The following is a 13,886-nucleotide window of genomic DNA, read 5'->3' as shown; positions in this document are numbered from 1 at the left end:
TGTAATTTTTTACGGCTTTGTTTGTTGTACGAGGCTTTGATATTCTTTTTTAATAAAGATTTTGATATGGTGCTATGCAAATTGTATATTCCCCAATCTATCTACTTGTAATTTCCTACATACTTGTTTTATCATTATTCCGTCGATTGATTTTTCCATCTTGTTTAATACTGAATACTCCACCTTATTAACAATAGGATTTGCAACCTCGCTTTTGACAAAGAAACATTGGTTCCCGCTTGAACTTACCATTTTATAAATTCTATTTCGATCTAATTGATGATTTAATGAAGTAGTTAGCTCTTCTTCCCCCGGCACATACACCAAATCATTCGGAGATAAAGAAAATAAAAGATTATGCCCTTTTTCATTTCTTTCAGGCACTTCTTTTAGTCCCTGCTTCAAGCGTTCAATAACGATGTTCAGCGGAATTGTTTCATAGCTCCGCTTGCCCTCATCATCTACATAAATAGCAAAAAACAAGTTTGTTCCCTTTGCGGCTTCAACGTATTTAGTTTTTTTATTGCCAACATATCCGACATTGAATTTATTACCTTTGGGTTCATAGGTTCGGACTTTAAAAATTGGCTGATGGAATTTACCATTGTTGAGCAAAATGATATTTTTATTCATCTCGTCGATTCCTTCGGGAGTGAAAGCCAAACTTTCGGGGACAATTTCTTTTCCTTGATCGTCCAATCTGCCTTTGTAGTTTTCTAAATGATTTAGTAAAATCATTTGGATACCTGTATCAGTTATTGTTTCTATTATTCGTTTTTCATTAAACGAGGTGTCTAAACTTACCCTCGAAGCCACATTGTCGTTTTCCCAATAATAAATAGCGACTTTCGTTATATCTATTCCATTCCATTGGTTCTCCCTTTCTTTAAAATATCTCACAAGTTTTTTCTTATCGTAATTTTGACTGACCAACGAAATAATATGTTTTCGCAAACTTTTATCAACAATATCAAGATAATTATCTAACGCCGCATTTAATGAAACAGTTTTTGTTTTTCGCAATCGCACTAATCCCGATACCGTATCTTTATGCAAAGGCTTCCGTATCGCCCAGTTATCACCTTTGGTTTGTTTGTCAACCACTTTCTCACCATCTATGTACCGTTGGTAATAATTGACACTTTTATTTATCACACGAAGATTCTGCTTGAAACTGACAATGATTTTTTCCAATTCATTGCGGGCATCAACGGTAAAATTACCCCAAGGTTTGAAAAACTGCCAGTTATAATTGCCTTTATCATCTCCCTTATTTTTGAAACACAATTTATTACGCAAGTCGAATCGACTTTTGTCTTTTTCTTCTTTTGTTTTCTTCTTGTCCAACGCATGTTGATTGTTAAGGAAATTCACATGATCGCGCGTAGCGCACGCAACAACCAAAGCGTCCATGGCATGATGACGGTGATCGATACGCTTTTTCTGAAAGTTTTTTGCGAATTCGAGCGGAACTGTCGGCAGATATTTCTGATAACGTTCATTGTAAGCCGTGAAGTCTTTAGAACCGGTCAGTTCGTTCATCCTTTCAAAACGAGGCAATATCAAATCGTTCCAAACATCGTTCAGTCCCCAATCCTGCTTTAACCGACCGGTTATTTTACCATTCAGTGGAACAATATTTTTTGAATTAATTCCGTCGTCATTTGTTTCCGAACGAACAATATTGGATAAAACGGAAGAAATAAACTTACTGATATAACGTGTGTCATTCATCTGGCGATCAATCATTTTCTCAGGAATTTCATCCATCAATAATTTATTCCGTTTGGAGCGATTTTTCGCATAATGTTCTTTCACGAATTTTTGATACTCTTCTTCTTCAAAAATTCTGACCGTTTTGCCAAAACCTACTTCAACGATTTCGCTATGGTGGTTTTTTATAAACTCAAAACTGGTCTGATTGTCTTTCAGTTTATTGACAGCCGACTCACATATCACTTTATTGTTGAAACTATCATCGAAATAACGGCTTTGTGGAATGATGTGCTCTATCTCGTAATCGGCAGTAAATAATCTGTTCAAAGGAATGACTTGCCCGGTATACGGAGATCGGTATTTTTGCTCTAACCATAATTTATAGCGTCTTAATTCCGAGGAAGAAGGTTGAGCGGTCTTACTTATTTTAAGGATATCATCGTCTATTTCGATATTAGAACTTAACACTCCATCTTCAAATATTTTCAGGGCTTCTTGTTGCATAGGTGAGTATGGCCGCACGTTTTCCACTTCCGGATAATGCAACATTTCTGCAAGTAAGGCTTTGATACGAAGGTTTGTTTTTTCGTTTTCGAGCACTTGATCGCTTAATTTTTTCCGGTCTTCGGCAGGTAGTTTCATTTGCCGGCCTAACTCGATATGAATTTCCGAAAAGAAATCTTTCACTCCGTTACCATAATGCGCCCAAATATCTCTTATCACTCTCAATGCTTCGGTAACAATTTGTTCGACAATCGGATTACGCAATGAGTGTTGTTTGAATTCATGCAGGTACTTTTCCAAATCATTGACAGAATTCCATTTTCCGGCAATGCCTGGCTCGGAATGGCGACCATAAACGATATAACTTGCCAACCAAAGTTGCAAGCCTTGAAAATATCCCTCTTCTTTCAAATGAATGGCTTTCTCCCGGACTCTCTCTTTTATATTTTCATCATACTCTCCTGTTATAATTTTATCAATACGTTTTTTCGTACTTTCGTCAATTTTCCCCCAATCCCAGTACTTTCCAGTCCGTATCAAAGGCAATAATTTTTTAATGGCTTTTTCCGAGAATGAACCATATTCGCTTTTGAAAGGCGGAAACTTTTTAAAATTTTCCACAAATGATGCTACATCCAATCCATGTCTTTCGGCAAACGATTTCAATGCTTTTTCGTATTCATCCTTGTCAGTAACGGAGTAGATAATATGCCAGAGTTGTTGTTCAGTTTCCCTTTTCAAGAAACCGTCAGGCAGGTTTTCAACTTTCGCCAGCCGGGATACAATCAAAGCTTTTGTTTCGTTACATGGATATACTTTTTCCTTGTCATCCACAAAGTTCCAACGATATTTTGATGCTTCGTTAGCCAACATTTTTCCCTTAAAACCTTTTTGCTCCAACAGGAACTTTATCAACGTGTCTTGCCTAATTTCCTTTCTGTTATCCAGAAAATCAAACAAAGTCTCATAATCTTCCACGCTGTTCAAGAATTCTTGGGTTACATTCGTATCGTCATTCCTCCTGTAAATAGTTAAATTATAGAGCCATTGCCACAAACGGAATTCCTGGTAATAAGGATTTGACTTAGGCGCCGCTTTCAAGTATTCGATATGTTCCACTCCTTCCTTATCACGGTACTTCCTATATTCCAACGAACAATTCCCAATGGACGATTTTTTGCTTCGCAACGGACGTTGATAGAAAATAATATCTTCCAAAAAAAGATGCGTGAAGTCTCTTTTACCAAGAGCGAGTTGATGGGATTCATTGCTACGATACAACTCACGAACAGCCTCGTTATACAAATCCTCATCCTGTAATTCGGGATGAAACTCCTGTTGTTTTTGAAGAATCTGTTTCAGTTCTTCTTTGTAAAACTTCCGTTCGATGGTGCGTACTAATTTCCCTTTTATTTTTTGTGATGGATTTTCCAACAAAGCATCATAAATGTATGTTCCGACAGTTTTCTTGCTTTTATCAATGTCTGCTTCGGTTTTCTTTTTTAATAAAGTCCAATCATCTTCCGCCGGTGCCCGAAACGAACGCCTGACATTACCCTCTTTATCGGTTTTTATCGTACCATCATCATTTAAATCTGTCGTGACAATAAAATCACGGACTTTATCTTTCCAATCAAAAAGAGGTGTTTTACTCGAACGCCGATAAATCCAACCATTTTCCAAATGAAGAGAATACCATGTTTCGCCTTTGCTATTAGCACTTTCGTCCGGCACGACATCAATCACTTTCAACGAATGGAATTCAACTAATTTGTTTGGATTTTCTTCGTCCACCTCATCACGCAACTGATAATAACCCCGTTTCTGATTAAAATTCAATAAAATCCAAGCCAATTCTTCTTTTTTTATTTTTTGAGATAAGGCTTTTTTACGCAAATAGTAAATAGTCCAATCATAAGGAATCAACTTTCCGTTTTCAAATAAATAAGGTTGAGCTTTTTTGAATTCGGAGACCATTTCATTGAACGAAGACTGAAAAATAAATTCATATTTTCCATTCGCATTTTCTTTCCAAGCCAATTTAGGTTCTAGGTCAGTAAAGAATTTCCCCAAGTGTTTCTCAAAATCAATCTGATTCATATAATGTTCAGGCAAAAAGCCTAACACATTCAGCACTCTATGCAAACGTTCCCTACGCAACAAATGACGCTCACGCAATCTTCTTGTTCCGCGATAAGCAGTTCTTTCTGCTGTTTGTGAAATAGAATTTCCACTTTCAAAATTTCCCAATATATCCTGACTCATTGGTATAATCCGACTTCCCATACCTTCTATACTGCATGGTTTATTGTTTTCATCAACCTCCACCAATGCCCATCCAATACTGTTGGTACCCAGATCTAAACCCAGAATATGCTTTTTCATGTCGTATACAATTAAACACGTTATTTTATTGCCCGTAAAGTTAAAATGAATATTTTATTTAACAAATCATTTTGCATATTAAATTTATTTTCATACATTTGCCGTTACAACTTTTGAAAGCAAATCACAATAAGGATTATTCCGTTGTGAAAACATGTAAGGCGGGGCAACTCGCCTTTTTTATTCTGTACGTCAAAGAGATTGGGGAAAATATTAAAAAAGAGGGAATTAGGTCCCTCTCTCAAATTCAAATGATTTCTTCGATCAATCTTATTGTCTCTTTCTTGTATGCACAACGGTTATAAATTTCTCCTCGACACATCCTACAACTACACGGAGTCCTAACGGACTTATAGACCGGACTCCAGTTCGCCTTGTACAGTTCAATCCACCGGGGATTAGTTACTCTTTCGTTATTAAGAATAAAAATACCGCCATAAGAGGCGAATAACTTCATTTTAGCTTTGTAAACCCTGTTCCGTTGTTCAATTCTCCAATGTTTGTTTCTTCTCTCCATCGTCACGTTCAATTAAAATTAGCATGAACGTGGATGTAATTAAATTCTCACTGGTATCTCTATTTCTGCTATTCATTTCCTTAATACTATTTCAATTAAACTATGATCAATCGACACAAAAATAATAAAAAAACAACTATCTTTACAACACATTCAAGAAAGCCATGTTCTTTCACGTCAAACAAACTGGCCGTTCCGTCTGGACATATGGTTTTTTCAAAGAAAATCATGTAAATTTGCACTGCAAGGAAAAACAGAAAACAGATATTAAATTTATTCACCAAAGTATAAAAGTATATACACATGAAGTCATTTTCTTATATTATTTTTTTAACAATGTTGATGCATATAGCATTTATCCATGCGCAGGATCAGGGTTCAGGAAGAGTTCAGGCACAGGATAAGGCTCCTGATTGGGAAAATCCGGAAATTTTCGCGGTAAATACCGAAAAAACAAGGGCTACGGCTATTCCTTATGCTGACGAACAGACTGCCATCGCCGATGAATATGAACGTTCACCTTATTATCAGTCCCTCAACGGAACCTGGAAATTTCATTGGGTGCCGAAAGTTGATGAAGTTCCTGTAGGTTTTTTCAATGAAAACTACGATGACAGCGCCTGGGGCAAAATGCCCGTTCCCGGAAACTGGGAATTCAATGGATACGGTATTCCTATGTATGTGAATATCGGCTTCGGATTCCCGAAAAATCCTCCTCATATCGACCGGAATGATTCGCCGGTAGGCGCCTACCGTCAGACATTTACTATTCCCGAGACATGGAACGGTAGAAGGGTATTCCTCCATTTTGAGGGGGGTACCAATTTCATGGTTGTCTTTGTAAACGGGAAACAAGTAGGTATCAATAAAAACGCCAAAAGTCCGGCGGAGTTCGATATTACACCCTATATTCGTCCGGGTAAGAACCTGTTGGCGTGCCAGGTACATAAATTCAGCGACGGCTCTTACCTGGAAGACCAGGATATGTGGCGTTTGGGAGGGATTAACCGCAGCGTTTACCTGTACAGCACAGATGATACCCGCATACAGGACTTCTTCGCTCATCCCGATCTGGATGACTCCTACAGGCATGGACAGTTCAGTATTGAAGTAGAGTTGAAAAACTATACCGATCAGATCCAAAATCGTAAACTGGAGATTTCCATCCTGGATAAAAACGGAAAAAATGTTTTCCAACAGACAAAGGACGCAACGATAGGCGCTTCTCTTTCTGAAGAGATCAGCCTGTCGGGAAGAGTACCCAATCCGGACAAATGGACGGCAGAAACACCGAACCTCTATACCCTTCTGCTAACCCTTAAAGACGAAAGAGGCAACCTGATTGAAGCAACCTCTTCCAAAATCGGATTCCGCAGAGTGGAAATTAAAGACGGACAACTTCTGGTGAACGGGCAAAAAATATTCCTGAAGGGCGTCAACCTACACGAATTCAATACCAATAAAGGGCAGGTAGTAGACAAAGAGATCATGATGCGAAACCTGCAATTGATGAAAGAACTGAATATCAATGCTGTCCGCACATCTCATTATCCTCAACAACCTTTATGGTATAAACTCTGCGATGAATATGGTATCTACCTCGTGGATGAAACCAATCTGGAGTCACACGGGCTGGGTTACGGCCCCGACAATGTTTCCAACTTCCCGGAGTGGCACGGACAACATATGGATCGCGTCACCCGTTTAGTGGAAAGGGATAAAAATCATCCCTCTGTGATTATCTGGTCACTGGGTAACGAGGCAAGCAACGGAAAAGCGTTCTTCGATATGTATGACTGGGCCAAGCAACGCGATCCGAGCCGCCCGGTACAGTATGAACAAGCCGGACGTAACAGGAATACTGATATTATCTGCCCGATGTATCCCTCCTGGGAAAGTATGAAGCGTGATGCTGCCCAGGACCTGGGGCGTCCCTATATTATGTGCGAATATGCACATGCGATGGGCAACAGTATGGGTAATTTCCCGGAATACTGGGAACTGATGCGCAGCAGCAAGAATATGCAGGGAGGCTTCATTTGGGAATGGTACAATCACGGATATCCTGCCCATGACGAACAGGGACGCTTCTACTGGGCATACGGAGGAGACCTGAAGGGATACAACAAACAAAACGACGGCAATTTCTGCATGGACGGACTTGTTACTCCCGACCAGAATTATATGCCCCATACCCATATAGTGAAAAAGGTTTATCAGAACATTCTTTTTGAGGCAAAAGACCTCAACAAAGGTCTTATCACTGTGATCAATGATTTTAAATTCACCAATCTGACCAACGATGGGTTCGGCTATAAGTGGGTGTTATTGAAAAACGGTGAAAAAGTTGCCGAAGGAGATTTCGCCGTAGAAGTCCCGGTAAATTCCGGCAAGGATGTTCAATTGAAACTCCCTTCAATACAACCTGAAAAGGGCACGGAGTATTTCCTCCATCTGTTCGCTTATGACAAAAAAGGAAATGAATTTATTAAACCCGGTTTTGAAGTGGCCAAAGAAGAATTTGCTTTCGAAGCCAATAACTATTTTGTTTCCGGTGAACATACGGGAACTCTTAATGTATCCCGAAAGGATGAAAACGTAACCGTAACATCGGGCAACAAAGAGTACGTCTTTTCGGTAAGAGATGGCAGGTCATTGACCAGTGCAAAAGTAAACGGGAAAAATATCTTTAAGGAACTGCCCCGCCTGAATTTCTGGAGGGCTCCGGTCGACAATGACTTCGGTTCGGGAGAGCAATATAATCTTCGTCTCTGGGACGCAGCAAGTCATAATGTGATTTACAGTTACCGCGATATGAAAGAAAACAACAACGGCGTATCATTTATGTACCGCGCCAAACTCAGAGGGATAGAAGCCTTTGTGGATATTACTTACACCGTCAATAACGACGGGAGCTTTACCACTGATCTCCATTATCAGGCACAGAGCAACGAGCTTCCGGAGATGATGCGTTTCGGTATGCTGATGGTTCTGCCGGAAGAATACAATCAATTCCGCTGGTACGGGCGCGGGCCGTGGGAGAATTACATCGACCGCAATACCGATACATTTATGGGTATCTGGGAAGGTCTTGTAAAGAATCAGGCCTATACCTATTATCGTCCACAGGAAACCGGGAATAAAACCGATGTCCGCTGGCTGACACTCCAGAATGAAGCAGGTAAAGGCATAAGGGTGGACGGACCTCAACCGTTGTCGGTAAGTGCGACCAACTACCGTCCGGAAGACCTTGATCCGGGAATGACCAAGAAACAACAACACTGGTCGGATGTACTTCCCCGTAAAGAGACTGTTCTCTGTGTCGATCTGTTCCAACGCGGCGTAGCCGGACTAAATTCATGGGGAGCTAAACCGCTGAACGAGTACAGGTTCTCAGACAAAGAATACAGATACAGTTATACTATTAGCCTGGATAACTTGTAAAGTCTTGAGTATGAAAAGAAGAAGTCTATTATCCATTGTACTGATATTTACACTTATATCTGCTTATGCCCAGAAAAAACCTATTATCGGTGTATCTTCAGTCGCAACCGAAAGTTCTGCATCTGCTCCACTTACCTATATCAACTCGATTAAAAGAGCAGGGGGTGTTCCTCTTGTTATCCCTATGACCTCCGATAAGGAGGAGCTTACGCGTGTTCTGGAAGTAATCGATGGTCTTGTTATGACCGGAGGAGAAGATATTGACCCGCTAAAATGGTTTAACGAAGAGCCTGTACGTGCCATGGGCGGTATTGCCCCGAAAAGAGACGAGTTCGATATAACTCTTATCAGAATGGCCGTAGAAAAGGGATTACCTGTATTGGGAATCTGTCGTGGAGAACAAGCTATGAATGTTGCCTTTGGCGGGACACTTTATCAGGACATCCCATCCCAGGTCGAAGGTACATTTGTGAAGCACTCTCAAAATGCTCCAAGCAGCTACGGAACGCATACTATCGATATTGATAAGAACTCAAAACTCTATAAAATACTCGGCAGAGAGTCGGTAGTAGTTAACTCTTTTCACCATCAGGCGGTAAAAGATATTGCCAAAGGGTTTAAGATCAGTGCAAGAGCAAAAGACGGAGTGGTAGAGGCTATTGAAAAAGAGGGAGACCAATTCGTTGTAGGAGTACAATTCCACCCCGAAGGATTTGTATCCAAAGGAGACGACACATTCCTGCCGCTCTTTAGAGCACTCACAGAAGCATCAAAATAAAGAAGACATTCAAACTTTGAACTCTCTTACGACACTGTTCTCGTAAGGGAGTTTTTAGTTAAGTAGATATCCAGAGCCCAGAACCCAGGGCAAAAACAAAATCGTAATAACCGGCCAATGTAATATTATTCTAATTTTATAAATTTTCCAAAATAAGTACCGGGTCAATATTGAATTCCGAGTACAATTTCTTAGCCATTATCTTTGGAACAGACCGCTTTCCTTTCATAATTTGGCTGAATGTTGATTCTTTGACATCCAACAGTTCTGCCGCTTGACGTTGTTTTAATTGCCTCTTGTCGAGTTCATTTTCGATTGAGATAATCAAAGGAGATTTAAACTTCAAATTCTTCGCGGGAAAATGTAACCTTTCATACGCATATACTATTTTGCCTATACGGTCTAATTCTTTGATATATTCATTATCAGCATCCTGCACTTCCAGAGCTCCGGTTTCCGTAGCTTTCTGCAATATATCTTCATAATATGCTTTTATCTCTGTGAATTGAGATAAATCCTTTATTTCTTTCAGATCTAAATATTTCATTTTCATAACTCATCTCCTTTTTTAAACAGATTCTGCATTAATTTTATCATACTCAGCATGAGTACCTATAAAACGGACAATTAATTGACCTGCTACGAAAACAACAACCACGATCAACCGGTATTTATTACCCCGAATATTGAATACATATCGTCCGTTTTTCACATAATCGGCAGAAGGAAAGTCCATCTTTAAGTCGGTATGCGATTTCCATTCAGCATCTTCCACTTTATTAATCCAGTTTTGGACTGCTTTCCGACAATCGGCATGCTTCTCTACAAATTCATCGAGTATTTGACTCTCAATTATAATCATTATCTTCTACTGATCTTCTGGTCATATATGCAAATATATGGAAAACTTTACATTTTGCAAAGTTTTCGCATGATTATTTTGAGGAATTATGATTATTAAGTAATTTAGAGCCTCACCTATCTGCGAGGCATTTTTTATAATATAGACAACTAGTCGTTTGTATAGTTTAGTATCTTGATTAATTTCGATAGGATAGATACTCGATCTTACACCAACCCAAAATGTTGTAATGCCTTTAGTACACCATCATCATCGACAGTGTCGGTCACATAATCTGCCGCCTGTTTGATCTCTTCCTTTGCATTTCCCATTGCCACGCCTATACCCGCATGACGAAGCATTTCAATATCGTTTCCTCCATCACCGAAAGCCATCGTCTCTTCCAGGGAGAATCCATAATAATTACAGAATTGGTCTATTCCGACACCTTTATCCACCCCTTTAGCTATGACATCGGCAAAAGTCGGATACCATCGCATAGCTGAACAGTTCGGCAACAGACTCATCACTTCCTCTTCCTGAGAATCTTTGAAAAACGCCGTTAATTGGAATAATTCCTTGTCCCGGTAATAATCAAGATCATTTATCTGAGGCATTTCCTGTTTCAACAGGCTCATCAGAAATTTCACATCTTCATCGATATAATTAAAAGAAAGACGGTGTTCTTCTACAAAGAGGCAGGGAAGTTCCCTTTTCTGTTGTATATAATCGATAAAGCTATTGACATCTGCCTGGTCGATACTTTTTTTAAATATAACATTATCGTTACCTTGCAGGCAGTAACATCCATTCATCGTGATATATCCGTCGAACTCCATGTCGTCCAGATTATTGATCACTGAAGAGTGCCTGCCGGTGGCGATAAATACTTTAATCCCCTTATTCCTGATCATCTCGATCGATTTCCGGGCGGAATCGGGTATCCGATGTGTTTTGAAACTGACCAATGTACCGTCAATATCAAAAAATATTGCTTTAACCATAAAATGCTTATAACCTAACTTTTGCACAAAAGTACAAAATTTATGACAGATAATAGGTGTAAATATCAGAGTAATAATAAATTTAGGGCATGAACAGGTAGAATTTACCTTGCTCATGCCCTTTAAGTACTTAATTTATAATCTTCTCTACATCATCAATCCAATTGAATTTTTTCCGAAGGAGAATACAATAATTGGCCTATACCCTCTGTCTCCACTCCTATTCTTGCATATAGGAACTTTTCAGTATGGGAATCCGGTATAGTAACGGTTAACGTAACCGCTGTACCGAGTGTAACTTCGGATGCCGGTTTTTCTGCACTCGCAATATTATACCCATTATCGGTAATAATAGTTCTTCCCAGGAAAAGACGAACCGCCCTCAACTCTCTCTGATTACTTACCCTGTTGACCGTAAATGTGGCTGTTATCTGTTTGGCATTTCTGGAATAAGCAGCATTACTTATCGTGAAATAAGGGACAACGGGAACATCCACTACAGTATTTCCTTTAACTACCACATCTATAGAGTCTGTATTGTTTTCCCACGGAGCCCCGTTCATACGGACTAATTTATAATTCCCATCAAACAACATGGCGGAGAAAGTTCCATCCTGATCGATATGTACGGGAATTTTCGTGAAATTCTGATAACCATGTTGCCACAACTCTAATTGCAGGGCGTTTGACCTGACACCTATTGATTCGTCGTTATAAGTTATTTTCCCGGATAACATGGACTCCGGAGCACTAAAATTATCTTTCTCACAACTAAAAAGCAGCAGAAGGAGAATAGCGCTGATATATGTTGTCAAAAATATTTTCGTTTTCATCGTTTTCATTTTTTTATTGAAATGGATTTGGAACAATTTTAGGATTATTATCCCTTGCATGTTGAGGAATAAATGTATAGTAATTAGCCAATTGAAAATATCTCGGATTCCTGAAACGCGGTGCGATCATTTTATCGAATACATATTTTCCATCATTAGGGCCACCTACTACCCGGTAAGGATAAAGGGCATAAATCATTGTATTGGGATTATTTGCATCGCCATTCCAAACAGTATGTGCTTTTCTCCATCTCTTCAGGTCGAAATAGCGGTGATCTTCAAACGCCAACTCTATTCGTCTCTCATTCATCAGGATATCCAAATTCAAATCCGAAAGACTGTTAGCAGGATGTCCTGCTCTTTCCCTCAATTCATTCACGTACCTGACCGCATCCGGAAGGCCCAGCTCCATCATAGCTTCCGCGGCATTCAGGTATATCTCTGCAAGACGGAAATGTATCCACCAGTTATCGCTCAAAATACCACGGGTACTTGTCCCTGCCCCTGATTGGATGAGTTTCCTCAAATAAAAGCCAGTATTGGAAACTTCCTGCATGGAGCGGTGAGGTCCTGAATTTCCGACCAATACTCCACCATCGGTATACATTGTTCCGATGTCTTCCCCTTCAACAGTATTGTATGATGTGCCATTCCAGACTTTCACTCCGGCCTGAATACCTGCCGACAAACCTTTGAACGATGCTCCCGAGAAGAGAACAGTTCCATACAAGCGCCAGTCTTTATTGGCATAAATATCCGACAGATCATCGTAATATATGTAATCGGAGTTATCATTGGTTCTGTTTTTCAGCGTACCGGCTGTTCCGTCGAGATAAGGATAGCTTTCCACCAGATTCAACGATGGGGTTACACAAGAAGAAGCCAGATTATCCTCTCTTAATCCGCGGGCAATATTATCGTAAGAAAACCAGTGTCTTTTATCGGGTGCTTTATAATCTTTTACCCAAATCACTTCATTGTTACCTGTTTTCTTATCAAAGATTTCATAATAGTTCTCACCTAAATGAGGGTTGCCTCTGTATAATGAATATTTCCCTGAATTAATAATTGCCAACGAAGCCTCTAAAGAAGCATTGTAGTATTCCTCAATTTTAGAAGCCGGTATCCCGACCTCCCCACCGGGAGTTGTAACGGGCACGGCCATAAGGTTATTGTATTTTGCCAAGGATGCGGCATACAGCATAGCCCTGCTCTTCAATGCGAGTGCAATAAACTCGTTGGCTCTCGTCGTACTCCCTTCATTGCCGAGTTGATCTTTGATTTCATCCATTTCATTGGCAATAAATTCATAAACAGCCGCTTCCGTAGCCCGGGGATGTTGTAAATAAGTAGGATCGCCACTAAAATCATATACCAGTTGTTCGGTAATCAGCGGTATTCCTCCCATTCTCCTTACCATTTCGAAGTAATAATACGCTCTTATGAACCTCAATTCTGCTTTGTAAAGGTTTTTTTCACTCTCACTGAGTGCTGTACTATATTCGTCAATACCTTCAAGTGAAAGATTAATATCACGTACCAGTCCATAATCCCATATTTCTCCCAGATTGTTCCCGTAAGACGACATCTGATTCCTCCACTCCTCTCCTGAATAACCGGACCACATAGCGTCATCAAACATTGTCATATCTCTCCAATTGCCTTCGAGTCCGGTAAATACCGGCAATCGGTTATAGAAATTGGCCAGCAGACCCACGATTTGCTTCGGATCGTTCCAAACCTGTTCTTCCATAATGATCGTTTTAGGATTCCTGTCAAGCCAATCCCCATGACACGATACAAGAATAACAGATAATAAAGCTATTATGCTATAGTATTGAATATCTTTTTTCATACGACTAAA

8 protein-coding genes are annotated in these 13,886 nt (G+C 39.8%); 2 read left to right on the top strand and 6 right to left on the bottom strand.

Annotated features, from left to right (window positions below; all coding sequences use genetic code 11):
* Positions 1-72: 72 nt before the first annotated feature.
* A complete protein-coding gene (gene cas9 / locus PSM36_RS05895) occupies positions 73-4,605 on the bottom strand; it encodes a type II CRISPR RNA-guided endonuclease Cas9 (RefSeq protein ID WP_076929686.1) in 4,533 nt (1,510 codons plus the stop codon).
* 820 nt (positions 4,606-5,425) lie between these two features.
* Here cas9 and PSM36_RS05880 point away from each other — a divergent pair.
* Together PSM36_RS05880 and PSM36_RS05875 are read left to right on the top strand one after the other, a co-directional pair.
* The gene (locus PSM36_RS05880) at positions 5,426-8,566 is read left to right on the top strand and encodes a glycoside hydrolase family 2 TIM barrel-domain containing protein (protein ID WP_083710947.1); all 3,141 of its coding nucleotides are present in this window, start codon (positions 5,426-5,428) and stop codon (positions 8,564-8,566) included.
* A 10-nt stretch (positions 8,567-8,576) separates the two neighbouring features.
* Positions 8,577-9,344, top strand: a complete 768-nt coding sequence (locus tag PSM36_RS05875) for a gamma-glutamyl-gamma-aminobutyrate hydrolase family protein (RefSeq protein WP_076929682.1) — start codon at positions 8,577-8,579, stop codon at positions 9,342-9,344.
* A 136-nt stretch (positions 9,345-9,480) separates the two neighbouring features.
* On the opposite strand, the gene PSM36_RS05870 is transcribed toward PSM36_RS05875, so the two are convergent.
* The 5 genes from PSM36_RS05870 to PSM36_RS05850 all read right to left on the bottom strand — a co-directional run bounded on the left by PSM36_RS05870 (position 9,481) and on the right by PSM36_RS05850 (position 13,877).
* The gene (locus PSM36_RS05870) at positions 9,481-9,897 is read right to left on the bottom strand and encodes an XRE family transcriptional regulator (protein WP_076929680.1); all 417 of its coding nucleotides are present in this window, start codon (positions 9,895-9,897) and stop codon (positions 9,481-9,483) included.
* A gap of 15 nt (positions 9,898-9,912) precedes the next feature.
* Positions 9,913-10,206, bottom strand: coding sequence for a type II toxin-antitoxin system HigB family toxin (locus PSM36_RS05865; RefSeq protein WP_019539881.1), 294 nt, complete (start codon positions 10,204-10,206; stop codon positions 9,913-9,915).
* A 206-nt stretch (positions 10,207-10,412) separates the two neighbouring features.
* Positions 10,413-11,189, bottom strand: a complete 777-nt coding sequence (locus PSM36_RS05860) for a Cof-type HAD-IIB family hydrolase (protein ID WP_076929678.1) — start codon at positions 11,187-11,189, stop codon at positions 10,413-10,415.
* A gap of 155 nt (positions 11,190-11,344) precedes the next feature.
* Positions 11,345-12,022 (bottom strand): DUF3823 domain-containing protein, encoded by a 678-nt coding sequence (locus PSM36_RS05855; RefSeq protein ID WP_232001527.1) that lies wholly within the window; start codon positions 12,020-12,022, stop codon positions 11,345-11,347.
* 13 nt (positions 12,023-12,035) lie between these two features.
* Entirely contained in the window at positions 12,036-13,877 is a 1,842-nt protein-coding gene (locus PSM36_RS05850) for a RagB/SusD family nutrient uptake outer membrane protein (RefSeq protein WP_076929673.1), read from the bottom strand.
* Positions 13,878-13,886 lie beyond the last annotated feature (9 nt).

Origin of the sequence: Proteiniphilum saccharofermentans, from assembly GCF_900095135.1 — a bacterium.
Taxonomy (GTDB): domain Bacteria; phylum Bacteroidota; class Bacteroidia; order Bacteroidales; family Dysgonomonadaceae; genus Proteiniphilum; species Proteiniphilum saccharofermentans.
This window is presented reverse-complemented; position numbering and strand designations above follow the sequence as displayed.